Here is a 22526-nt window from a genome sequence, read left to right as displayed (position 1 = left end):
CCCCGCCGTTCAGCATGGGTAGGCTCTTCGGGTGACTGACGGCCTGTTCGACCTTCCCGCCGACCCGAGGCGCGACTCCGGCGGCTCGCTGGCGGGCAACCCGACCGCGAGCGCGCCGTTGGCGGTGCGCATGCGGCCGCGCACCATCGACGAGCTGGTCGGCCAGCAGCACCTGCTCGCGCCCGGATCGCCGCTGCGGCAGGTGATCGAGGGCGACCAGCCGCTGACGATCCTCCTGTGGGGCCCGCCGGGCACCGGCAAGACCACGCTGGCCAGCCTCATCAGCAATCACACCGACCGGCGCTTCGTGGAGGTGTCGGCGGTCAGCGCGGGCGTCAAAGAGGTGCGCGAGGTGATCGCCGGGGCAAGGCAGGCGCTCGCCAACACCGGCCGCGAGACGGTCCTGTTCGTCGACGAGGTCCACCGGTTCAGCAAGGCTCAGCAGGACGCGCTGCTGCCGGGCGTCGAGAACCGCTGGGTGAGCCTGGTCGCCGCGACCACCGAGAACCCGCATTTCAGCGTCATCTCGCCGCTGCTGAGCCGGTCGCTGCTGCTGACCCTGGAGAGCCTCACCGACGACGACGTCGCCACGCTGCTCGACCGGGCCATCGTCGACGAGCGGGGTCTCGGCGGCGCGGTGACGGTCACCGAGGAGGCCCGCGACCATCTGGTGCGGCTGTCCGGCGGCGACGCGCGGCGGGCGTTGACCTATCTGGAGGCGGCGGCCGGGGCGGCGCAGGCGCAGGACAAGACCGAGGTCGACGTGGAGTCGGCGGCGCTGGCGGTCGACAAGGCGGCGGTCCGCTACGACCGGCAGGGCGACCAGCACTACGACGTGGCGAGCGCGCTCATCAAGTCGATCCGCGGCTCCGACGTCGACGCGGCGCTGCACTATCTGGCGCGCATGGCCGAGGCGGGGGAGGACCCGCGCTTCATCGCCCGGCGGCTGATGATCTCGGCCAGCGAGGACATCGGCATGGCCGACCCGACCGCGCTGCCCACGGCGGTGGCCGCCGCGCAGGCCGTGGCGATGATCGGCTGGCCGGAGTCGCGCATCATCCTCGCCCAGGCGGTGATCCACCTGGCGCTCGCGCCGAAGTCGAACGCCGTGGTGATGGCCATCGGCGCGGCGCAGTCCGACGTGACCGCGGGCAAGGCCGGCGCGGTCCCGCCCGCCCTGCGCGACGCCCACTACTCCGGCGCGAAGAAGCTCGGCCACGGTCACGACTACCGCTACGCCCATGACGACCCGCGCGGCGTCGTCGGCCAGCAATACGCCCCCGACGAGATCGACGGCGCCGAGTACTACGCGCCCTCGCCCCACGGTTTCGAGGCGAGCCTGCGCGAACGCCTGGCCAAGCTGCGGGCCATCCTGCGCGACCGGTGATGGGGAGAAGTCCCCATAGACAAAATCAGCCGGGGGGGGGGGCAGCCTATGGCGCATGACTTCATCTCAACTTGTCGGTGCGAAACGCCACGAGCCCTCTCCCGGCATCGTGAACACCATCTGCGCAGTCGCTGGGCTGGTGGTGACTCTGACGCTCATCGACCTGGTGGGCAGCGCGTTCAACGGGCTCATTTTTCAGTACGGGCTCGGCCTCACGTACAACCTTGTGAGTGCCTCGGTTCTCGTCGCCTCCTTAGCAGGTGGAGCATTGTCATCCGTCTGGGCGCGACGGAGACCTCGTCTGGCCGCCGCGACGTTGATGGTGACCGGGCTGCTCATGCTGCCTGCTGGAACGGCTTACTACGTCGGACTCTTGACAAGCCTCGTAGGTCTGGTCGTGTTCCTTGTCGCATCCGTGTTGATGCTCGTCATCCTCGCCATGCGTGTTCCGCCTGCTGACTCGACGCCTGTCCCTGAGGGCGAGTACTACGCCGTGCTCATGGGTGAGGCTGTCGGACCATTTGACGCGGCGGGGTTGCGGGCACAGGTCAGCCGGTTGACGCCGCAGACGCAGATCTCCCGCAACGGCGGGCCGTGGTTCCCAGCGGGCGAGGTGCCAGGCCTGTTCGGTGTTCCGGGTCAGAAGAGCTTCATGACGGCGCTGTTGCTGTCGATCTTCGCCGGGGGTATGGGCGTCGACCGGTTCTATCTCGGCTACACCGGCCTCGGCGTGCTCAAGCTGCTCACCTGCGGCGGCCTGGGCGTCTGGTCGTTGGTCGACCTGATCCTCATCGCCACTGGCAAGCTCCGTGCGGCCGACGGGACGGAGTTGGCGCGGTAGCCCGATGGGGCCGCTCCCCGGTGCTAGCGTTGACACCACTACGTTGCGAGGTGGTTGATATGTCGTCCATCGTCGTCCACGGGCTTGACGAGTCCGTTAAGGATCGACTGGCCGCTCAGGCGAAGCGGCATGGCCGTTCCATAGAAGCCGAGGTCCGCGAGATTCTGACCGAGGCCGCCACCCGTCCGAACATCGGGCTGGCGCTTCTGCAGGCGGCACAGTCGGTCGGCGGTGTCGACGAACTGCCGATCCCTGAACGTGCCGACGCCGCTCGGGCGGTTGACTTCCTGTGATCGTCCTCGACACGAACGTCGTCTCCGAGGTGCTCAAGCCCCGGCCCGACGTCGGCGTCGTCGCCTGGCTGGAGTCACTGACCGACGACGTGGCGATCACTGCCGTCACTCTTGCCGAGCTTCTGACGGGTCTGCGCAGGTTGCCCGATGGCAAACGGAAGACAGACCTCACTTCTCGGGTCGAGGCCGCGATCCGGCCCTATCGCGAGGCGGGCGCGATTATCGCTTTCGACGTGGTAGCGGCTCCCCGTTACGCCGAGATTCTTGCCGCGCGAGAAGCCGCAGGCCGACCGATCACCACCGGTGACGCGCAGATCGCGGCCATCTGCCGAGCCAAGGACGCGGTCTGCGCGACACGCAACACCAAGGACTTCCTCCACACCGGTGTCGCTCTGATCGACCCGTGGACGGTTTAGCACGACTGCCGTCACGCCGACACCGGCTCCAGGTCGCCGTCATTCCCGTGGAAGCCGGGGAGGTAGGTCAGCAACCTTATGAATGGTCGGGAGGTAGCGCAGCAACCTCATTCACGTCATGTGAGGTTGCTGGCTTACCTTCGGTCTCGCCGTAGAGTTGCTGATGTACCTCCCGCGCGTTGGGGCCACAAGACTGTGAGCTGCGACGCGGGGCCTAGTACTGTCGGGGCATGCCTGTCGACGTGATCGTGCTGGCCGCCACGGCGGTCGTCGCAGTCGTCGCCCTCGGCGCGGCGGTCGTCACGGTGCGGTCGGCCCGTCAGAGCGCCCGCGACCGTGCGGCGGTGGCGGAGTTGTTGGAGAGGGCCGAGGCAGAACGTGACCTCACGCCTGTTCCCTTCGATCCCCCGCAAGCGGGAGGTGCCCCCACTCCTCGTTCCTCGTCGCACCTCAGGGAGCGAAACCTTCCAACTTCGACGGACCTCGTCCTCGACCCTCGCCCCTCGACGGAGCTGACTCAGACGCAGGTGGTCGACGGGAAGGTCATCGTCGTGCCGACCCAGCAGCAGTTGATCGCCACGGCGCTTAGCCGCCCGACGGTCCGCTTCTCGGTGTTCGTCACCGGTGTCGCCCACGCGCTGCGCCCGGAGTCGCGCGACCGCGTCATGGCGCTCATGCGCCGCGAGTTCGCCCGACGTCGCAAGGAGCGCCGCCGAGCCGCCCGTCAGGCGGCGCGCACCGTGCCGATCGCCCCGGCGCGCTCGACGTCGTGGGTGAGCGCCGCTCGAGGGGAGGAGCCCCGATGAGCGCCCGCGCCGTCTGGTTCGTCGCGGGCGCGGCCGCCGGGGTCTACACCTCGGTCAAGGCCCGCCGCGCCGCCTACCGCATGTCGACGCCCGGCATCGTCGACCAGGCCGCCGCCCTCGGGCTCGGCTGGCGCGAGCTCAAGGCCGAGGCGCAGGTCGCCATGCAGGCCAAACAGCGCGCCGTGGTCGAAGACCTGTACCGTCGCGCGGGGCCGCTCGCCGCCGGTGAGACCGACCGCCCCGCCCTGGACCACCTGATCGAGAACGAGGACACGCACTGATGCAGACAGCCGAGATCCGGCGCCGCTTCCTGGCGCATTTCGAGGCCGCCGGCCACACCGTCGTCCCGTCGGCCCCGCTGCTCTTCGACGACCCCAACTTGCTGTTCGTCAACGCGGGCATGGTGCCGTTCAAGCCGTACTTCCTCGGCCAGGAGACGCCCCCGTACGAGCGGGCCGTCAGCGTCCAGAAGTGCGTGCGCACCCTCGACATCGAGGAGGTCGGCAAGACCACCCGGCACGGCACGTTCTTCCAGATGAACGGCAATTTCTCCTTCGGCGACTACTTCAAAGAGGGCGCGATCACGCACGCCTGGAAGCTGATCACCGGCTCCCTCGACGACGGCGGCCTCGGCTTCGACCCCGAGCGCGTCTGGGTCACCGTGCTGCACAGCGACACCGAGTCGCGTGAGCTGTGGAAGCAGATCGCGGGCCTGCCCGACGAGCGCATCCAGAACCGCGGTCTGCTCGACAACTACTGGAACATGGGCGTGGCCGGTCCCGGCGGCCCCTGCTCGGAGATCTACATCGACCGCGGCCCCGAGTTCGGCCCCGACGGCGGACCGGTCGTCGACGAGGACCGCTTCCTGGAGATCTGGAACCTCGTGTTCATGCAGGAGGAGTTGTCGGCCGTCCGCGCGAAGGACGACTTCGACGTCGCCGGACCGCTCCCGTCGCAGAACATCGACACCGGCATGGGCCTGGAGCGCGTCGCCTACCTGCTGCAGGGCAAGCACAACCTGTACGAGATCGACGAGGTCTTCCCGGTCATCGAGCGCGCCTCGGAGCTGTCCGGCAAGGCCTACGGCGCGAACCCGGTCGACGACGTGCGCTTCCGCGTCATCGCCGACCACGTCCGCTCCGGCCTCATGCTCATGGGCGACGGCGTCAAGCCCGGCAACGAGACGCGCGGCTACGTGCTGCGCCGCCTGCTGCGCCGCGCCGTGCGCTCGATGCGCCTGCTCGGCTACGAGGACCCCGCGCTCCCGGCGCTGCTGCCGGTCAGCAAGGACCGGATGAAGGCCAGCTATCCGGAGTTGGAGGCCGACTTCGCCCGCATCGAGCAGGTCGCCTACGCCGAGGAGGATGCCTTCCGGCAGACCCTCGGCAAGGGCACGCAGATCTTCGACCTCGCGGCGAGCGAGGTCAAGGGCTCCGGCGCGACGGTGCTGCCGGGCGACAAGGCCTTCCAACTGCACGACACCTACGGCTTCCCCATCGACCTCACGCTGGAGATGGCCGCCGAGCAGGGCCTCAGCGTCGACGCCGACGGCTTCCGCGCGCTCATGGCCGAGCAGAAGGCCCGCGCGAAGGCCGACGCGAAGGCGAAGAAGGGCGTGCACGCCGACACCACCGCCTACCGCGAGGCGCTCGACGCGCACGGCCCGACCGACTGGCAGGCCTACACGACGCTGACCACCGAGTCGCGGGTGCTGGCGCTGCTCAGCGAGGGCGCGGCGACCCCGGCGGTCAGCGCGGGGAGCGTCGGCGAGGTCGTGCTCGACCGCACCCCCTTCTACGCCGAGTCCGGCGGTCAGAACGCCGACGCGGGCCAGCTGTCCTGGGACGGAGGCCGCGCCGAGGTGCTCGACGTGCAGCGGCCGATCAAGGGCCTCGTCGTCCACCAGATCCGCGTGCTCGACGGCGAGCTGACCCTCGACGCGACCCTCGAGGCGCAGGTCGACCCCGAGTGGCGCACCGGCGCCCGCCAGGCGCACTCCGGCACGCACGTGGTGCACGCGGCGCTGCGCGAGGTGCTCGGCCCGACGGCGCTGCAGTCCGGCTCCTACAACCGGCCCGGCTACCTGCGCCTCGACTACGGCTGGAACGGCGCGCTCGACCCCGAGCAGCTGCACCAGGTCGAGGAAGTGTCGAACCGCGCGCTGCGCGAGGACCTGCCGGTCAGCGCGAGCCTGATGACCCTGCCCGAGGCGAAGGCCGCCGGAGCGCTCGCGCTGTTCGGCGAGACCTACAGCGAGCAGGTGCGCGTCGTCGAGATCGGCGGCCCGTGGTCGCGCGAGCTGTGCGGCGGCACCCACGTCGACCACTCCTCGCAGATCGGCACCGTCGTCATCACCTCGGACTCCTCAGTCGGCGCGGGCAACCGTCGCGTCGAGGCGCTCGTCGGCCTGGAGGGCTTCGCCTACCTCGCCCGCGAGCGCGACCTCGTCAGCCAGCTGTCCGGGCTGCTCAAGGTCAAGCCCGAGGAGTTGCCGACGCGCGTCGGCGACCTCGTCGACCGGCTCAAGGCCGCCGAGCGCGAGCTCGACAAGATCAAGGCCGCCGAGCTGCTGGCCGGCGCCGGGAAGCTCGCCGAGAGCGGTCGCGACGTGAACGGCACGACGCTGGTCACCGCGCGTCTCGACGGCGTCGGCGGCGGCGATCTGCGCTCGCTGACCCTCGACGTGCGCGGCAAGCTCGGCGCCGAGCGGCCCGCCGTCGTGGCGCTGTTCGGCGTCGGAGGCGACAAGCCCGCCGTCGTGGTCGCGCTCAACAAGCCTGCGGTCGAGGCCGGTCTCAAGGCCGGCGACCTCGTCCGCGAGGCGGCGGCCAAGCTCGGCGGACGCGGCGGCGGCAAGCCCGACGTCGCGCAGGGCGGCGGAACCGACCTCGCCGGAGTCGACGCGGCGATGGCCGTCGTCGAGTCGGCCGTGGCGGGCGGGTGATCGGCCGATGCGGCGCGGACGTCGGCTCGGCGTGGACGTGGGCGCGGCCCGCGTCGGCGTCGCGACGTGCGATCCCGACGGGCTGATCGCGACTCCGGTGGAGACGGTCGCCGCGGGCGACGGGGCGGTCGCCCGGCTGGCCGACCTCGCGCGCGAGCACGAGGTCGTCGAGATCGTCGTCGGCCTGCCCTACTCGCTGTCGGGCCGGGAGGGCGCGGCGGCCGAGGCCGCCCGTCAGATCGCCGGTCAGATCGCGGCCGTCGTGGACCTGCCGATCCGGCTCGTCGACGAGCGGCTCAGCACCGTCACCGCTTCGCAGCAGTTGCGTGCCGGTGGTACCAAGGCGAGGAAGCAGCGGCCGGTGATCGACCAGGCCGCGGCGGTCGTCATCTTGCAGAACGCGTTGGACGGCGAGCGGCTACGGGGTACGCCGCCCGGACAGTTGGTCGAGCGGACGGGAGACGCCTCATGAGCGGAGGACGCAGGCGGGCGACCCCGTCGTCGCGCGAGGAGGAGCCTCGCGCCGCCGCGCGCCGGGCGGAGAAGGGCGGAGGCCGTCGGGCCGCGCCGAGCCGTCGCGCCGAGACGAGTCGGAGGGCGGCTCCGACGAGCCGCCGAGGCGAGGCCAGGAAACGGAGGCTGCTGCCGAAGCTGATCGTCCTCGCAGTGGTCGTGGGCGTGCTCGGCGCCGGGTATTGGGCGTTCAGTTTCGTCAAAGAGCGCCTCGGTCCTGCGCCGGACTACACGGGCGAGGGCACCGGAGAGATCGTCATCCAGGTCGAGGAGGGGTCGGACTGGCTGTCGGTGGCGAACATGCTCGCCGAGAAGGACGTCGTGAAGTCGGCCGACGCCTTCTACCAGGAGGCGCTCGACGACCAGGCCAAGAGCACGCTCAAGGTCGGCGCCTATCAGATGCGTCTGAAGATGTCGGCCGAGGCGGCCTACCGTGCGTTGACGACCGAGATCGTGCCCGCCGACGTCACCGTGACCGTGCCGGAGGGCGCGCGCGTGGGCCAGGTCGTCGAGGCGATCACCGCCGTGACCGACATCCCCGAGGACGACCTGCTGGCGGCGCTCGACGACCCGACGACGATCGGCCTGCCCGAGGTCGCGAACGGCAATGCGGAGGGATACCTCTTTCCGGCGACGTACACCGTGGACACGGGCGAGACTGCGGTGTCGTTGCTGTCGAAGATGGTGAGCAAGACCGCCGAGGTCACGGCCTCGCTCGACATCGAGGGCCGTGCCGCGGCGCTCGGCTACACGACCGAGGAGATCCTGACGGTCGCGAGCATCCTGGAGTACGAGGCCAAACTCGACGAAGACTATCCGAAAGTGGCACGGGTTCTGTACAACCGGCTCGACATCGACATGCCTCTGCAACTGGATTCGACCGTCTCCTACGTCAGCGAGCGTGAAGGCGATGTCTGGACGACTCCCGAGGAGCGGGCCAACCCCTCGGAGTACAACACCTACCAGCACACGGGCCTGCCTCCCGGACCGATCGGCTCGCCGGGGGAGAAGACCATCGAGGCCGCGCTCAACCCGGCCGACGGCGACTGGCTGTACTTCGTCGCGGTCGACATGGAGACCGGCGAGACCAAGTACGCCACGACCTATGAAGAGCACGAGCGCAATGCCGAGGAAGCCCGGGAGTACTGCCGCGATTCGGACATCTGTTGATGTCCGCGACCTGCCGGCGGTGCGCGGTCCTGGGCCGTCCGATCGCCCATTCGTTGTCGCCGGTCATGCACAGGGCCTCGTATGCTGCCTTGGGCCTCGACTGGAGCTACGACGCCGTCGACGTGACCGAGGACGGTCTGGCCGGTTTCCTCGACGGCCTCGACGGGTCGTGGCGGGGGCTGTCGGTGACGGCTCCCTTGAAGCGGCGTCTCGTCGGGCTGCTCGACCAGGTCAGTGGGGACGTCGAGTCGCTGGGCGTGGCGAACACGGTGCTGTTCGAGCCCGACGGCCGCCGGATCGGTTTCAACACCGACGTGCCGGGCGGGCTGAACGCGCTGCGCGAGGCGGGGGTCGACGCGCCGGATTCGGCGAGGATCCTCGGCGGCGGCGCGACGGCCGCCTCGATGGCGTTGACCTTGGCGCGGCTCGGCGTGACTCGGCTTGAGGTCGTGGTGCGCGACGTGACGCGGGCCGACGAGGTGCTGGCCGTGGCGGCGGCGCAGGGCGTGGAGGCGGCGGCGGTGACGCTGGACGGCTCGGACCGCGCCCCGGTCGACGTGCTGGTCTCCACGATTCCCGCCTCGGCGGCCGACCCGTCGTGGGCGGCCTCGGCGGGCGCGGTCTTCGACGTGCTCTACGACCCCTGGCCGACCCCGCTGGCGCAGGCCGCGCAGGCTGCGGGGATTCCGGTGGTCAACGGCCTCGACCTGCTGGCCCACCAGGCGGCCCTGCAAGTCCACCTCATGACCGGAGGCACTGTCCCCGCCTCCCTCCTCCGCGCTGCGGCCCTGGCCGAACTCGCCGCTCGTGGATGACGCACGATGATGGATCGAGGCAGCGCGAGCAGCCGTTGTCCATCATCGTGGCATGGGCGATTCGAGAGTTCCTCGACGGACAGGGCGACGATCCTGTGACGGCGGCCTTGGACGCCTTGGCTGACGAACTGAACGCTCCTCAACCGACGGCTGCGGCTCGTTCGCTGATCGATTCCGGGGCTTGGGAATGGTGAGCCGTGGCGAGATGCACTGGGTCGACTTCGGGGAGCCTGTCGGCTCGGAGCCGGGATATCGTCGGCCAGCGCTCGTCGTCTCGTCGGATCGGTTCAACCGCTCGCGTATCTCCGCCGTGATCGTGACCGCGGTGACCAGCAACCTGAGGATCGCTGACGCGCCTGGCGATGTCGAGGTCGAAGCCGGCGCCGCGAATCTGCGGAAGGACTGTGTGGTGAACGTGTCGCAGACGATGGTGGTCGACCGGATGCGTCTGACCGGTCTGATCGGACGCCTCGACATGGTGGCTCAGCGTCAGGTCGATGACGGGTTGCGGCTGGTGTTGGGCCTGGCCTGACCGGTTTCACAACAGCCGGAAGCCGAGCTTGGACGACGCTCTCTTGTCGAAGGTCACCGTCTCGTGGGCTCCGGCGCGTCGGGCGGCCTCAGCGACCAGCGCGTCGGCGAAGTCCGCGCCGCCCTTGACTGCGGCGGTGGCGAACCGGACACCGGATGGATTCTCTGCCACGATGTCGTCCGATCCGACGAACTCCTCGAGGTGCCTGGCGACAGCTCGAGGCGCGACGCGGTAGGAGCGGGTCAGCACCCAGAACAACTCGACCAGGACGATGGACGACACGAACCCGGGCGACGACGGAGTGAGCGTGTCGATCACCTCGTCGGCGCGAGCCGCTTGATCGGGGTCGTCGCGTACGAGATACCGGACGACGACGTTGGTGTCGAGCGCGATCATCGCCGAGCGTCGGCAGCGGCGCCGGCGATGGTGTCGTTCATCTGCTCGACGGTGACCGGCGGTCCGTCGTAGCCGATGGAGCCACGTAGCCGTCGCACGGACCGGGAAGCCCGGCTGACGACGAAATCACCGCTCTCGGTACGCGTGAACGACAGATGCGTGCCCGGTTCCAAGCCCAACTCTTCACGCACGTCTTTAGGGATGGTGACCTGGCCCTTGGAGGTGACGGTGGCGATCGACATGGAGTCCATCTTACGCCGAGGTAAGGCGTGCCGTAAGTGTTCGCGCGCCGCGCCGACCGATAGCGTGGGGCGCATGTCCGTTCTCGCCACGCGTCGCGACGGCGACGTCGCCCTGCTCACCCTGACCCGTCCCGACCGGCGCAACGCGCTCAACACCGAGCTGTGCCGGGCTGTCCACGCCGCTGTCGACGAGGCGGTCGACTCCGGAGCGCGGGTGATCGCGGTGACGGGGGAGGGCACCGCCTTCTGCTCGGGGGCCGACCTCGGCGGCGTCTACGGAGACGAGTTCCTGCAGGCCCTCTACGGCATGCTGCACCACCTCGTGAAGGTCCCGGTCCCGATCGTCGCCGCCGTCAACGGCCCCGCCATCGGCGCGGGCACACAATTGGCGATGGCCTGCGACCTGCGGGTCGCCGACGAGACCGCCAAGTTCGCCGTGCCGACGCCGCGCAACGGCATGGCCGTCGACGCCTGGACCATCCGCACCCTCGCCGCGCTCGCCGGGACCGGCCGGGCCCGCCGCCTCATGCTCGCCGCCGATGTCCTCGACCGGGACGAGGCGCTGGTCAGCGGACTCGTCGACCGCGCCGGGACCCTCGACGACGCGCTCGCGTGGGCTGCCGAGATCGCGACCCTCGCCCCGCTGTCGCTCGCGCACAACAAGCTCGTCCTCAACGGCTCGACCGACGACGACGCCGCCATCGAGCAGAGTTTCCACGACGTCTGGGCCTCCGAGGACGTGCGCGAGGCCGCCCAGGCGCGGATCGAGAAGCGCGCGCCGGTCTTCCGGGGACGCTGATGGCCCGCCCGACCAGCCTCGCCTTCCGCGCCCTCGACGCCCAGGTGATCGCCGGACGCGGCGAGGAGGTCGCGCTGCGCGACGCCGACGGCTGCCTGACCACCGCGCAGCTGCTGCACGAGTCGGCGGTCGTCGCCGGAGCCTGGCGGCTGCTCGGCCTCCAGGAGGGCGACGGGCTGCGCCTGGACGTCAGCCGCCGCCACGAGGTGATCGCCGTGCTCGCCGCGCTGCGCCTGCAACTCGACTGCGGCGCCCCTGCGGCGCCCGCGCTGCTCGCCGGGCGCCCGCCCGTCGTCTCGCTCGGCGGCGAGGACGTCCCCTGGGACGCGCTGATCCAGCTCGGCCGCACCGACCCGCTGCCCGCGCCCGCCGTCGACGCCCCCTTCGTGGAGGCGTGGGCGTCCCGACACGACGATCTCCTCGCCCCGCTGCTGCGGGGCGAGGAGATCGTGTTCTGAGGCGAGGCCGAATAGCTCAGTCGGTCGGGTCGACCGGCTCCCCGGCGTGGAACGCGCCGCCCTCGCCCAGCACCTCCGCCTCGTCCTCGCGGACCATGCGGGCCGGAGCCGCCGCGAGGTCGGTCGGCTCTTCGGGCGTGCCCGGCAGGAACACGTTGAAGAAGAGGTTGAGCAGCACCGCGACGATGCTCGCCGCGCTGATGCCGGAGTGGAAGATCGTGATGAACCACTCCGGGAACTCCTCCCAGAAGTCCGACGCCACCACGGGGATGAGGCCGAAGGCCAGGGCGGTCGCGACGACGATCATGTTGTTGTTGTTGTCGTAGTCGACCTTGCTGAGCGTGCGGATGCCGCTGGAGGCCACCGTGCCGAACAAGACGATGCCCGCGCCGCCGAGCACCGGCAGCGGGATCACTCCGATGACCGCCGCCAGCACCGGGGACAGGCCCAGGACCGCGAGCACCACGCCGCCGGCCGCCACCACGAAGCGGCTCTTGATCCCGGTCAGCGCCACCAGGCCGACGTTCTGCGCGAACGCCGTGGCCGGGAAGGAGTTGAACACCGGGGCGATGGCCGACGAGAGCATGTCGGCGCGCAGGCCGTCGCCGACGCGGCGGCTGTCGACCTTCGTCCCGACGACCTCGCCGACGGCCAGGACGTCGGCGGTGGTCTCGACCATGATGACGATCATGACGATGGTCATCGACACGATGGCGCCGGTCGCGAACAGCGGAGTGCCGAAGGCGAAGGGCGTGGGCACGGCGAGGATGTTGGCGTCGCCGACCTTGTCGAAGGACGCCTTGCCCACGATGAACGCCGCCACCGTGCCGACCACCAGGCCCAGCAGGATCGCGAGCCGCGACAGGACCGGGATCTTGCTCATGATGAGCACCGCGAGCAGGGTGAAGATCGCCAGGCCGATATTGCCGATGTCGAGGTAGTCGGGGTTCTCCTTGCCCGCGATGAACTCCTGCCCGGTGATCCACCGCGCCGCCACCGGCATCAGCGACAAGCCGATCACGGCGATGATCGTGCCCGTCACCACCGGCGGGAAGAACCGGACGATGCGCGAGAAGAACGGCGCGACGCCCAGGCCGATCAGCGAGGCGACGATCACCGCGCCCAGCACCTCGCGCAGCCCGGTCTCACCGTCCTCGGCGCTGGTGATGATCGTCAGCATCGTCGAGACCGAGGCGAAGGAGATGCCCTGCACCAGCGGCAGCTGCGAGCCGAAGAACGGGACGCCGATGGTCTGCAGGAGCGTCGCCAGCCCGCTGACGAACAGCGCGCAGGAGACGAGCAGGGCCTGGTCGCCGGGCTCCAGGCCGGCCGCGCCGCCGATGATGATCGGCACCGCGATGACGCCGCCGAACATCGACAGGATGTGCTGGAAGCCGTAGCCGACCATCTGGGCCGGAGGCAGGATCGCGTCCTCGGGACGTGTCTCAGCGTGTGAGGTCGTCATGGTCGCCCCCTCACGCGAAGGCGGGCACGGTGGCCCACGCGTCGGGCGCTTCGGGGGTTCCCTCGCGGCAGATGGTGGCCTGGATCAGGCCGTAGGGACGGTCTGCGGCGAAGAAGACCTCGCCCGGGTTCTCCACGCCGAACACCTCGAGGTCGACGAGGAAGTGGTGCTTGTTCGGACAGGACAGCTTCACCTCGGCCACGTCGTCGAACTCCTCCAGCACGGCCTTGCCCATCGCGAACAGGGTCTGCTGCAGAGCGAGCGAGTGGACCTCGGCGAACTGGGTCAGCAGCGACGCCTTGATGGCCTCGTAGCGCGCGTTGAAGTCGACGTCGGAGGAGGTGTAGCGCCACCAGGCGGTGACCGAGGTGGCCATGATCCGGTCGGTGGTCTCGACCAGGGTCGTGTACTTGTCGCGCGGGAAGCCGTGGAACTCCGAGCCGGTCGACTTCAGGACGATGCAGTCCTTCAGACCGGAGACGACGTGCTCGACGCCGTCGACGATCTGCACGACCGCGGTGCGGACCTCCTGGCCGGAGCGCACGAAGGAGTGGTCGTGCGGGCCGTCGGGGGTCTCGATGCGCTCCCAGGAGTACAGCTCGGACTCCCAGCGACCGCCCTCGACCCACTCGAAGTTCCCGGTGAAGTGCCGCCCGAGGGTGAGCAGGAACTCCTCCTGCGAGGCGATGCCGTGCTCCTTGGCGAAGGAGTAGACGGTGTTCTTCTGGGTGTCGGTGGCGACGACCTGGCTGTTGTCGCCGTCGATGTGGCAGGCGCTGAAGTCGCCGCGCAGCTGCGAGGTGACGTTCAGGTCGGTGATCTCGTGGACGGGGGTGTCGCGGACGATCCGCACGACACGGCACTCGGCCTTGCCGTACTGGTTCGCTCCGAGGACGATATCTCCAGTGGCCATGGGGTCAGCTCCCTTTGTAGGTGGTGTAGGCGAACGGGCTGAGCAGCAGCGCGATGTGCGTGTGCGGCTCGTTCTCTGCGACCGCGAACGCGATCGAGACTCGGGGGTGGAAGTACGCGCGGTCGGCGGCGGCGAACCAGGCGCCGGTGGCGAACTCGAGGGCGTACTCGCCGGGGTCGAGGTCGCCGTCGAAGGCGATCCGTCCGTCGTCGTCGGTGGCGGCCGTGGCAGCGGCTCCGTCGGGTCCGGTGAGCGTCACCTCCAGTCCGGCGGCGGGGCGGCCCAGTACGGCGTCGAGCACGTGGGTGGTGAGCGTGGTCATGCGAAGGTCCCTTCGATGCGCAGGAGGGCGATCTGGCGGAGTTGGTCGACGGCGCAGGCGAGCTCGTCGGCCGGGTCGAGGTCGAGGCGGCGGCGCAGCTCGGCGAGCACCTCGGGCCGGGTGCGGCCCGCCGCGCGGATGAGGAAGACCCGGCCGAAGTGCTCCTCGTAGGCGGCGTTGCCGAGGGCGATGGCCGCGTCGACGTCGGCGTCGGCGTCGCCGAGCGAGGCCTGCTCGCCGCGGGAGAGCTCGGCGTCGGCGGTGTCGCCGGAGGGGCGTTCGCCGATCCGGGGGTGGTGGGCGAGCGCGGCCGACAGCTCGTCGGCGCCCCAGGACCGGGCGAGCTCGTCGGCGCGGGCGAGGAGCGCGTCGACGGAGCCGAAGGGGCGCTCGGCGGTGAGCGCGTCCACCCAGGACGGGACGTCGGCGCAGGGGCGCAGCAGCGTTCGGGCCGTGTCGGCGGGGGCCGTGTCGAACTCGTCGATCCTCATGGCAAGGACGCTAGAAGGCCCGTATGTCGGTCCTGGAAACCCTGATGTCCCCGCCGTTAGGGGATCCCTATAGTTCGGCCGAGGGGCTCAGAGGGAGGGTCGGAGCAGGCCCGCGTCGTGCGTGCGGCCGGCCGCTCGGTCCCGGTGGACGGCGTCGAGCTCGGTGAAGATGCGGGAGGGGCGGGGCGGTGACAGGATGGACGCATGATCACCGTCGAACACCTCTCCAAGACCTATGGGGCGTACCGGGCTGTCGATGACGTCTCGTTCGCCTGCCGCCCCGGCGCGGTCACGGGCTTCCTCGGCCCGAACGGCGCCGGCAAGTCGACCACGATGCGCATCATGGCCGGGCTCACCCGCCCCGACGCTGGCCGGGCGCTCATCGGCGGCGTCGACTACCACGACATCCCCAACCCCGGCACCCAGGTCGGCGTCTTGCTCGACGCCTCCGCGCAGCACGCGGGCCGCACCGGCCGCGAGATCCTGACGCTCAGCGCCCTCACCATGGGCCTGCCCCTGTCGCGGGTCGACGACATGCTCAACCTCGTCAGCCTGAGCGCCGACGAGTCCAAGCGCCGGGTGCGCAACTACTCGCTCGGCATGCGCCAGCGCCTCGGCATCGCCAACGCGCTGATCGGCGACCCGAAGATCCTCATCCTCGACGAGCCCGCCAACGGCCTCGACCCGGCAGGCATCCACTGGATGCGCAGCCTGCTGCGGGCCTACGCCGACCAGGGCGGCACCGTCCTGCTGTCGTCGCACCTGCTGCACGAGATCGAGATCATCGCCGACGAGATCATCGTCATCGGCAACGGCCGCATCGTCGCCCAGGGCACCAAGGACGAGCTGCTCCAGGGCGCCGGCGCCTACGTCCAGGCCGTCGACAACCCGGGCCTGGCCGCCGGTTTGCAGCAGGCCGGCCACACGGTCTCGGCCAGCGGCGAGGGCCTGCGGGTCGACGCCGAGCCGCTGCAGATCGGCCAGGTGGCCGCCGCCGGCGGACACGTGCTCGTCGAGTTGCGCCGCGCCGACAGCGCGGGCCTGGAGGAGATGTTCTTGCAATTGACCGCCGGCGCCCAGCGCGAGGGTGTCGTCACCACCGGAGGTGTCGCATGAGCGCCGCAACCCCCATCGACACGAACCGCCCCGGCGTCAAGTTCGGCAGCCTGATCACGGTCGAGACCCGTAAGATGCTCGACACGCGGGCGGGCACGTGGCTGCTGATCATCACCGGCCTTCTCATCGTGTTCGTCGCGGGCGTGATCCTCTTGGTGATCGCTCTCAACGACAACGCGGAGATCACCGCGTCGGGCTTCTCCCAGGCGATGACGATCCCGCTGTCGATCCTTCTCCCGGTCTTCGCGATCACGACCGTCACCTCCGAGTGGGGGCAGCGGGCCGCTCTCACCACGTTCACGCTGGAACCCCGGCGAGCGCGCGTGATCGCCGCGAAGTTCACGGCGGTGCTGATCTTGGCGGCGGCCACGATCGTGGCGGCGATCCTGCTCGGCGTGATCGGCAACCTGCTCGCTTCGGGAATCGGCGGTTATGACGCCCGCTGGGACGTCGACGCGGGCGATCTGACGTGGATCATCGTGTTGCAGCTGGCCTACTTCATCATGGCTTTCGCCTTCGCGACGTTGATCTTGAACTCGCCGGCCACCATCGCGGTGTTCTATGTGATCGCGTTGTTCTTGCCGATGATGGTGTACTCGGTGCTCGTCGGATTCTTCGAGTGGGCGCGGGAGCTCATTCCGTGGATCGACTTCAACTACGCTGCGACGCCGCTCATGACCGGTCAGGACATGATCGGCACGCCTGTCGACGTGGGCTTCCTCGAGTGGTTCCGGTTCTTCTTCTCGCTGACGCTGTTGGTCGTCGTCCCCGGCGTCCTCGGCTGGATGAGGGTTCTCCGGTCCGAGGTGAAGTAACCCACCACGAGTGGTCCAGAATGGCGGCATGCGTAAGCGTGTCGCCATTCTGGGTTCCACTGGTTCCATCGGGACCCAGGCTCTCGACGTGGTCGAGGCCGCGTCGGAGCGGTTCGAGGTCGTCGCGTTGGCGGCGGGAGGCGGACAGCCCCGGCTGATCGCCGAACAGGCCATCGCGCATGGCGTCGAGGTGGTCGCGGTCGCGCAGGCCACCGCCGCCCAAGACGTGCAGCTCGCCCTCTACGCCGAGGCGCAGCGGCGCGGCTGGGACGCCGGGGACCATCGGATCCCGCGTCTGCTCGCCGGACCCGCAGCCGCTGCCGAGGTCGCCCGCACCCCCTGCGACGTCGTGCTCAACGGCATGACCGGCGCGGTCGGCCTGCTGCCGACGCTCGCCGCGCTGGAGGCGGGTACGACCGTCGCGCTCGCCAACAAGGAGTCGCTCATCATCGGCGGCGAGCTGGTCACCAAGGCCGCCGCGCCCGGCCAGCTCGTGCCCGTCGACTCCGAGCACTCCGCGCTCGCCCAGGCGTTGCGGGGGGAACGGCCCGAGGACGTCCGACGTCTCGTCGTCACCGCCAGCGGGGGGCCGTTCCGCGGCCGCACCCGCGAGGAGTTGACCGACGTCACCCCCGAGCAGGCCGCCGCCCACCCCACCTGGGACATGGGTCCGGTCATCACCGTCAACTCCGCGACCCTCGTCAACAAGGGCCTGGAGGTCATCGAGGCGCACCTGCTCTTCGACGTCGACTTCGACCGCATCGACGTGGTCGTGCACCCCGGCTCGGTCGTGCACAGCATGGTCGAGTTCGTCGACGGCTCCACCATGCTGCAAGCCTCGCCGCCCGACATGCGCCTGCCCATCGCGCTCGGCCTCGCCTGGCCCGAGCGCGTGCCCGGCGCCGCGCGCGGCTGCGACTGGACCGAGCCGGTCGACTGGCGCTTCGAGCCCTTGGACGAGGACGCCTTCCCCGCGATCCGCGTCGCCCGGAAGGCCGGACAGTTCGGCCGGACCGCCCCGGCGGTGTTCAACGCCGCCAACGAGGAGTGCGTGGACGCCTTCGTGGCGGGCGGCCTGGACTTCCTGGGTATCGTCGACACAGTGGCAGCCGTAGTGGAAGAACATCTCGCCGACCCCGCGACCCATGAGTCCGCGTTGACCGTCGACGGCGTGCTCGCCGCCGACGCGTGGGCGCGGACGCGGGCGCGTGAGCGGGTGGCCGCCCGATGACCGCGCTGATCTACGCGGCCGGCGTCGTCGTCTTCCTCGTCGGCGTGGTCGTCTCGATCGCGCTGCACGAGTGCGGGCACATGATCCCCGCCCAGCGCTTCGGCGTGAAGGTCACGCAGTTCTTCGTCGGCTTCGGCAAGACCCTCTGGTCGACTCAGCGCGGTGAGACCGAGTACGGCTTCAAAGCGGTCCCGCTCGGCGGCTTCGTGAAACTCGTCGGCATGCTGCCGCCCGGCCCCGGCGACGACCCGCACGCGGTCCGCGACAGCAACACCGGCCTGTTCACCCAGCTCGTCTCCGACGCGCGCGCGGTCGAGTACGAGACGATCACGGCCGAGGACGAGCCGCGACTGTTCTACAAGCTGCCCTGGTACAAGAAGGTCGTCGTCATGGCGGGCGGGCCGCTCGTCAACGTCGCCATCGCGACGGTCCTGTTCTCCGTCGTCATCATGGGCTTCGGCGTCGAGCAGCCGACCACGACCGTCAGCACCGTCTCGGACTGCGCCATCAGCGACGCCGAGGCCGGACGCGCCTGCACCGACGCCGACCCGCTCACCCCCGCTCGAGAGATCGGCATGGAGCCCGGCGACCGGATCACCGCCTTCGACGGCGAGGACGTCGCGTCGTGGGAGGAGCTGACCCGCCTCATCCGCGCCAACGGCGGCGACGCCTCGACGATCGCCTATGTGCGCGACGGTCGGACCACGACCGTCCCGGTCACCACCTCGGTCGTCGAACGGCTCGCCATCGACGACCCGGAGAAGGTCGAGGACGTCGGCTTCCTCGGCGTCTCGCCGACGTTCGAGGTCCGGCGGGAGGGTCCGCTGTTCGTCGGCGAGGTCATGTGGGACACCGCGCAGAGCACCGGCGAGGCGATCGCGCACCTGCCGGTCCGCATGGTCGACGTGGTCAAGGCCGCCTTCGGCGAGGAGCGTCCCGAGGACAGCCCGATCAGCATCGTCGGCGCCAGTCGGGTGGCCGGCGAGCTGGTGACGGTCGACGAGCCCACCTGGGCCGAGCGCGCCCAACGGCTGCTGACCCTGCTGGCGAGCCTCAACCTCTTCCTCGCGCTGTTCAACTTCGTCCCGCTGCTGCCGCTCGACGGCGGCCACATCGCGGGCGCGGTCTGGGAGGGCGCGCGCTCGCGCTGGGCGCGGCTGCGCGGCAAGCCCGACCCGGGGCCGGTCGACGTCGCCAAGATGCTTCCCGTCGCCTACGCGGTCGGTATCCTCCTGCTCGTCATGAGCGTGATCCTGATCTACGCCGATATCGTCAATCCCGTGCGCGTCGGATGACCCGCGTCGAATGGAGCCTGTGATGACCACCGAACTCGGCATGCCCGAGGCCCCCGCGCCCGTGCTCGCTCCGCGTCGCCCCACCCGCAAGATCAAGGTCGGCAGCGTCGACGTGGGCGGCGACGCCCCCGTCTCCGTGCAGTCGATGACGACCACGCTCACCTCCGACGTCAACTCGACGCTGCAGCAGATCGCCCAGCTGACCGCCGCCGGCTGCGACATCGTGCGCGTCGCCTGCCCGAGCGCCGACGACGCCGAGGCGCTGCCGGAGATCGCCCGCAAGTCGCAGATCCCGGTGATCGCCGACATCCACTTCCAGCCGAAGTACGTCTTCGCGGCCATCGACGCCGGCTGCGCGGCGGTGCGCGTCAACCCGGGCAACATCCGCAAGTTCGACGACCAGGTCGGCGCCATCGCGAAGGCCGCCAAGGACGCGGGCGTGTCGATCCGCATCGGCGTCAACGCCGGATCGCTCGACAAGCGGCTGCTGCAGAAGTACGGCAAGGCCACGCCCGAGGCGCTGGTCGAGTCGGCCGTCTGGGAGGCGTCGCTGTTCGAGGAGCACGACTTCCACGACTTCAAGATCTCGGTCAAGCACAACGACCCGGTCGTCATGGTGCGCGCCTACGAGCTGCTGTCCGAGCGGGGCGACTGGCCGCTGCACCTCGGCGTCACCGAGGCCGGGCCGGCCTTCCAGGGGACCATCAAGAGCGCCACCGCCTTCGGCGCGCTGCTCAGCAAGGGCATCGGCGACACCATCCGCGTCTCGCTCTCGGCGCCGCCGGTCGAGGAGGTCAAGGTCGGCCTGCAGATCCTCGAGTCGTTGAACTTGCGTCCGCGCCGGTTGGAGATCGTCTCCTGTCCGTCGTGCGGCCGTGCCCAGGTCGACGTCTACACGCTCGCCGAGCAGGTCACCGCCGGTCTCGACGGCCTGGAGGTGCCGCTGCGGGTGGCGGTCATGGGCTGTGTCGTCAACGGTCCCGGCGAGGCGCGCGAGGCCGACCTCGGCGTCGCCTCGGGCAACGGCAAGGGTCAGATCTTCGTCAAGGGCGAGGTCGTCAAGACCGTCCCGGAGGCCAAGATCGTCGAGACGCTGATCGAGGAGGCCCTGCGTATCGCCGAGGGCATGGAGCCGGTCGAGGGCGGTTCGGCCGAGGTGACGGTCAGCGGCTGACGCGGAGACCGGCATGACCGTGAGGGCGTTGACCGCCCGCGACCTGCCTGCCGTGCGGGAGGTGTTGGACCGCGACCCGCAGGCCAACACGTTCGTCCGCTACCGGGCCGAGAGCAGCCGATTGGAGACCCGCTGGTTGGGCGGGCGCATGCTCGGCTGGTTCGACGCCGGACGGCTGGAGGCGGTCTGCCATGTCGGTGCGAACATCGTTCCCTGCGAGGCGGGGCCGGAGGCGGTCGACGCCTTCGCCGAGGTGATCGGGACGAGTCCGGTCCGCCCGGCCTCCATCGCCGGGCCCGAGGACGCGGTGACCCGCTTGTGGTCGCGGTTGGAGCCGCGCTGGGGCGCGCCGCGCTCGCTGCGGGTCGGCCAGCCCTTCCTCGTGCTGGACCGGGCGTCCGAGGTCGCCCCCGACCTGAGGGTGCGGCGGGTCGTGATGGACGAGATCGACGTGCTCTACCCGGCCTGCGTGCGCATGTTCACTGAGGAGGTGGGCGTCCACCCGGAGGTGAGCCACGCGTCGATGTACCGGGCGCGGATCGCGCAGCTCATCACCCACGGGTGGGCGTTCGCGATCGTCGAGGACGACCGGGTGCTCTTCAAAGCCGAGCTGGGCGCGGTCACCGACCGGGCGTGCCAGGTGCAAGGGGTCTGGGTCGATCCGGAGTTCCGCGGCCAGGGCCTGTCCGTTCCGGGCATGGCGGGCGTGGTCAATCTGCTGCGCGACCAGGTCGCCCCAGCGGTCAACCTCTACGTCAACAGCTACAACGACCGCGCCCTGCGGGTCTACGCCAGGGTCGGCTTCCGCCGCCACACGACCTTCGCCACCGTGTTGCTCTGAATGTCGCGCACCCTGGAAGACTGACTGCTACGCAGCGAATCCCCGGGTTCTCTGTCCACGACTGAGGTGACGGCTCACGCGACCGCCACCCACGCCGCCAACTCGTTGCCGCCCGGCTCGCGGAACTGGAAGCGGCGGCCGCCGGGGAAGTCGAAGGGCTCGACCGTCACGACGCCGCCGGCGGCGGTGATGGCCGCGCGGGCTTCGTCGAGGTCGTCGACCTGGAAGATCGTCAGCGGCGGCGGCGTCACGTCGCGCGTCTCGAAGGCGACCGTGAAGCCGTCGCCGACGTGCACGTCGATATAGGTGTCGCCGTAGACGGTATGCGGATGGCCGAAGGCTTGGGCCATGAACGCCGCCGAGGCGGCCGCGTCGCGGGAGTACAGCTCGACTGTCGTGAATCGTGTCATGACCGCAGGCTAGGGGAGACTGGTCGTGCGGGTCTTGAACGTTTCGGCCAGGAGGGGAGCGATGAGTCGCTATCAGTCCCGGCCAGGCCCCGTCCCGGGGACGACGCTGTGGCGGGTGGTCGCCGAGGAGGGTGACGCCGACCTGTTCCGGGTCGTCCCGGACGCGGTGATGGACGTCGTCTTCTCGCACGGCCGACTGCTCTTCGCCGGGCCGGACACCATGGCAGAGTTGGTTCCGTCGTCGCCAGGCGTGGTCACCTGGGGTGTGGGTTTCGCGCCGGTCTCGCGCACGCGCTCCTGGAGGTCAGGGCGGACGAGCTGGTCGATCAACGGGTGGAGTTGTCCGACGTGGCGCGGCTCGACGGCTCAGTCGCCGACGAGGCGCACGTCGCTCCGGTCGCCGCCCTGACCCGGCTCGCTCACGACCTCTGGCGCCGAAGTGAGCCCGATGTCGAGGCGCTGCGGCTCGCCCGTTCCCTCGACCAGGCGGCCCGTTCGGGCCTGAGCGTGCCGGAGACGGCCGCCCTCCACGGGCTGTCGGAGCGGTCGCTGCGCCGTGTCAGCGACCGGGTGTTCGGCTACGGCCCGAAGACGCTCGCGTCGATCCACCGTTTCCAGCGGGCCCTGCGCCTGGCCCGCTCGGGCCGCCCGGCGAGCGAGGCCGCCGTCCTCGCCGGCTACGCCGACCAGTCCCACCTCGCCCGCGACACCCGCCGCCTCGCGGGTACGACATTCAGCGCGTTGGTTGAGGAGCGACACTCCGACAGGAACGACAAGGCCCCGGGGGGTTTCGCTGGCTGAACGCCGCTACGCCGTGAATCCCGGGGCTCTCTGTCTGTGG

29 protein-coding genes are annotated in these 22526 nt (G+C 70.2%); 22 read left to right on the top strand and 7 right to left on the bottom strand.

Annotation, left to right across the window (positions count from 1 at the left end):
* The first annotated feature begins 31 nt into the window (after nt 1-31).
* The 12 genes from QM621_RS06480 to QM621_RS06425 all read left to right on the top strand — a co-directional run bounded on the left by QM621_RS06480 (nt 32) and on the right by QM621_RS06425 (nt 9717).
* Entirely contained in the window at nt 32-1387 is a 1356-nt protein-coding gene (locus tag QM621_RS06480; RefSeq protein WP_414989551.1) for a replication-associated recombination protein A, read from the top strand.
* A gap of 55 nt (nt 1388-1442) precedes the next feature.
* On the top strand, nt 1443-2228 hold the full coding sequence (locus tag QM621_RS06475; RefSeq protein WP_414989550.1) for an NINE protein: 786 nt from the start codon (nt 1443-1445) through the stop codon (nt 2226-2228).
* A 59-nt stretch (nt 2229-2287) separates the two neighbouring features.
* Nucleotides 2288-2521 (top strand): FitA-like ribbon-helix-helix domain-containing protein, encoded by a 234-nt coding sequence (locus QM621_RS06470; RefSeq protein ID WP_414989549.1) that lies wholly within the window; start codon nt 2288-2290, stop codon nt 2519-2521.
* A complete protein-coding gene (locus QM621_RS06465; protein WP_414989548.1) occupies nt 2518-2937 on the top strand; it encodes a type II toxin-antitoxin system VapC family toxin in 420 nt (139 codons plus the stop codon). Before QM621_RS06470 ends, QM621_RS06465 begins: the two co-directional genes overlap by 4 nt.
* A 230-nt stretch (nt 2938-3167) precedes the next feature.
* A complete protein-coding gene (locus tag QM621_RS06460; protein WP_414989547.1) occupies nt 3168-3743 on the top strand; it encodes a hypothetical protein in 576 nt (191 codons plus the stop codon).
* The gene (locus tag QM621_RS06455; RefSeq protein ID WP_414989546.1) at nt 3740-4024 is read left to right on the top strand and encodes a DUF6167 family protein; all 285 of its coding nucleotides are present in this window, start codon (nt 3740-3742) and stop codon (nt 4022-4024) included. The genes QM621_RS06460 and QM621_RS06455 overlap by 4 nt, the downstream gene beginning before the upstream one ends.
* The gene (gene alaS, locus QM621_RS06450; RefSeq protein ID WP_414989545.1) at nt 4024-6687 is read left to right on the top strand and encodes an alanine--tRNA ligase; all 2664 of its coding nucleotides are present in this window, start codon (nt 4024-4026) and stop codon (nt 6685-6687) included. Before QM621_RS06455 ends, alaS begins: the two co-directional genes overlap by 1 nt.
* Nucleotides 6688-6694: 7 nt before the next feature.
* On the top strand, nt 6695-7159 hold the full coding sequence (ruvX, locus tag QM621_RS06445; RefSeq protein WP_414989544.1) for a Holliday junction resolvase RuvX: 465 nt from the start codon (nt 6695-6697) through the stop codon (nt 7157-7159).
* The gene (gene mltG, locus QM621_RS06440) at nt 7156-8370 is read left to right on the top strand and encodes an endolytic transglycosylase MltG (RefSeq protein WP_414989543.1); all 1215 of its coding nucleotides are present in this window, start codon (nt 7156-7158) and stop codon (nt 8368-8370) included. The genes ruvX and mltG overlap by 4 nt, the downstream gene beginning before the upstream one ends.
* Entirely contained in the window at nt 8370-9185 is an 816-nt protein-coding gene (locus QM621_RS06435; RefSeq protein WP_414989542.1) for a shikimate dehydrogenase, read from the top strand. The genes mltG and QM621_RS06435 overlap by 1 nt, the downstream gene beginning before the upstream one ends.
* Nucleotides 9182-9379: a hypothetical protein gene (locus tag QM621_RS06430; protein WP_414989541.1), complete on the top strand. Its 198-nt coding sequence runs from the start codon at nt 9182-9184 to the stop codon at nt 9377-9379. Before QM621_RS06435 ends, QM621_RS06430 begins: the two co-directional genes overlap by 4 nt.
* On the top strand, nt 9373-9717 hold the full coding sequence (locus QM621_RS06425) for a type II toxin-antitoxin system PemK/MazF family toxin (protein ID WP_414989540.1): 345 nt from the start codon (nt 9373-9375) through the stop codon (nt 9715-9717). Before QM621_RS06430 ends, QM621_RS06425 begins: the two co-directional genes overlap by 7 nt.
* A 6-nt stretch (nt 9718-9723) precedes the next feature.
* Here the strand turns inward: QM621_RS06425 and QM621_RS06420 are convergent, their stop codons facing one another.
* Together QM621_RS06420 and QM621_RS06415 are read right to left on the bottom strand one after the other, a co-directional pair.
* Nucleotides 9724-10113 carry a PIN domain-containing protein gene (locus tag QM621_RS06420; protein ID WP_414989539.1) on the bottom strand — a complete coding sequence of 130 codons (390 nt, stop codon included), beginning with the start codon at nt 10111-10113 and terminating at the stop codon, nt 9724-9726.
* Nucleotides 10110-10355, bottom strand: a complete 246-nt coding sequence (locus tag QM621_RS06415) for an AbrB/MazE/SpoVT family DNA-binding domain-containing protein (RefSeq protein WP_414989538.1) — start codon at nt 10353-10355, stop codon at nt 10110-10112. Before QM621_RS06415 ends, QM621_RS06420 begins: the two co-directional genes overlap by 4 nt.
* Before the next feature lie 73 nt (nt 10356-10428).
* Between QM621_RS06415 and QM621_RS06410 the strand changes: the two genes are divergently transcribed.
* Together QM621_RS06410 and QM621_RS06405 are read left to right on the top strand one after the other, a co-directional pair.
* Nucleotides 10429-11154, top strand: a complete 726-nt coding sequence (locus tag QM621_RS06410) for an enoyl-CoA hydratase (RefSeq protein ID WP_414989537.1) — start codon at nt 10429-10431, stop codon at nt 11152-11154.
* Nucleotides 11154-11612, top strand: coding sequence for a hypothetical protein (locus tag QM621_RS06405; RefSeq protein WP_414989536.1), 459 nt, complete (start codon nt 11154-11156; stop codon nt 11610-11612). The genes QM621_RS06410 and QM621_RS06405 overlap by 1 nt, the downstream gene beginning before the upstream one ends.
* A 16-nt stretch (nt 11613-11628) precedes the next feature.
* Here QM621_RS06405 and QM621_RS06400 read toward each other — a convergent pair whose 3' ends face one another.
* From QM621_RS06400 to uraD, 4 genes are read right to left on the bottom strand one after another with little or no spacing between them, the layout of a single operon-like run.
* On the bottom strand, nt 11629-13077 hold the full coding sequence (locus tag QM621_RS06400; RefSeq protein ID WP_414989535.1) for a nucleobase:cation symporter-2 family protein: 1449 nt from the start codon (nt 13075-13077) through the stop codon (nt 11629-11631).
* A 10-nt stretch (nt 13078-13087) separates the two neighbouring features.
* Nucleotides 13088-13990: a factor-independent urate hydroxylase gene (gene pucL, locus QM621_RS06395; protein ID WP_414989534.1), complete on the bottom strand. Its 903-nt coding sequence runs from the start codon at nt 13988-13990 to the stop codon at nt 13088-13090.
* 4 nt (nt 13991-13994) lie between these two features.
* On the bottom strand, nt 13995-14312 hold the full coding sequence (gene uraH, locus QM621_RS06390; RefSeq protein WP_414989533.1) for a hydroxyisourate hydrolase: 318 nt from the start codon (nt 14310-14312) through the stop codon (nt 13995-13997).
* On the bottom strand, nt 14309-14803 hold the full coding sequence (gene uraD, locus QM621_RS06385) for a 2-oxo-4-hydroxy-4-carboxy-5-ureidoimidazoline decarboxylase (RefSeq protein ID WP_414989532.1): 495 nt from the start codon (nt 14801-14803) through the stop codon (nt 14309-14311). The genes uraH and uraD overlap by 4 nt, the downstream gene beginning before the upstream one ends.
* Before the next feature lie 204 nt (nt 14804-15007).
* Between uraD and QM621_RS06380 the strand changes: the two genes are divergently transcribed.
* Genes QM621_RS06380 through QM621_RS06355 form a run of 6 tightly spaced genes read left to right on the top strand, consistent with a single transcriptional unit; the run spans nt 15008 to nt 21275 of the window.
* Nucleotides 15008-15919 (top strand): ABC transporter ATP-binding protein, encoded by a 912-nt coding sequence (locus tag QM621_RS06380; RefSeq protein ID WP_414989531.1) that lies wholly within the window; start codon nt 15008-15010, stop codon nt 15917-15919.
* The gene (locus QM621_RS06375; protein ID WP_414989530.1) at nt 15916-16734 is read left to right on the top strand and encodes a hypothetical protein; all 819 of its coding nucleotides are present in this window, start codon (nt 15916-15918) and stop codon (nt 16732-16734) included. Before QM621_RS06380 ends, QM621_RS06375 begins: the two co-directional genes overlap by 4 nt.
* Nucleotides 16735-16762: 28 nt before the next feature.
* Complete coding sequence (dxr, locus tag QM621_RS06370; RefSeq protein WP_414989529.1) at nt 16763-17965, top strand: 1-deoxy-D-xylulose-5-phosphate reductoisomerase; 1203 nt, start codon at nt 16763-16765, stop codon at nt 17963-17965.
* Nucleotides 17962-19260: a M50 family metallopeptidase gene (locus tag QM621_RS06365; RefSeq protein ID WP_414989528.1), complete on the top strand. Its 1299-nt coding sequence runs from the start codon at nt 17962-17964 to the stop codon at nt 19258-19260. The genes dxr and QM621_RS06365 overlap by 4 nt, the downstream gene beginning before the upstream one ends.
* A gap of 22 nt (nt 19261-19282) precedes the next feature.
* Nucleotides 19283-20434 carry a flavodoxin-dependent (E)-4-hydroxy-3-methylbut-2-enyl-diphosphate synthase gene (gene ispG / locus QM621_RS06360; protein WP_414989527.1) on the top strand — a complete coding sequence of 384 codons (1152 nt, stop codon included), beginning with the start codon at nt 19283-19285 and terminating at the stop codon, nt 20432-20434.
* Between the two features lie 13 nt (nt 20435-20447).
* Nucleotides 20448-21275, top strand: a complete 828-nt coding sequence (locus QM621_RS06355) for a GNAT family N-acetyltransferase (RefSeq protein WP_414989526.1) — start codon at nt 20448-20450, stop codon at nt 21273-21275.
* A gap of 74 nt (nt 21276-21349) precedes the next feature.
* Here QM621_RS06355 and QM621_RS06350 read toward each other — a convergent pair whose 3' ends face one another.
* On the bottom strand, nt 21350-21685 hold the full coding sequence (locus QM621_RS06350) for a VOC family protein (RefSeq protein WP_414989525.1): 336 nt from the start codon (nt 21683-21685) through the stop codon (nt 21350-21352).
* A gap of 61 nt (nt 21686-21746) precedes the next feature.
* On the opposite strand from QM621_RS06350, the gene QM621_RS06345 reads away from it, so the two are divergent.
* Together QM621_RS06345 and QM621_RS06340 are read left to right on the top strand one after the other, a co-directional pair.
* The gene (locus QM621_RS06345; protein ID WP_414989524.1) at nt 21747-22094 is read left to right on the top strand and encodes a hypothetical protein; all 348 of its coding nucleotides are present in this window, start codon (nt 21747-21749) and stop codon (nt 22092-22094) included.
* Entirely contained in the window at nt 22019-22486 is a 468-nt protein-coding gene (locus QM621_RS06340) for a helix-turn-helix domain-containing protein (protein WP_414989523.1), read from the top strand. Before QM621_RS06345 ends, QM621_RS06340 begins: the two co-directional genes overlap by 76 nt.
* The last annotated feature ends 40 nt before the right edge of the window (nt 22487-22526 follow it).

The sequence above is a fragment of the Aeromicrobium sp. genome (genome assembly GCF_047606445.1).
Taxonomy (GTDB): domain Bacteria; phylum Actinomycetota; class Actinomycetes; order Propionibacteriales; family Nocardioidaceae; genus Aeromicrobium.
This window is presented reverse-complemented; position numbering and strand designations above follow the sequence as displayed.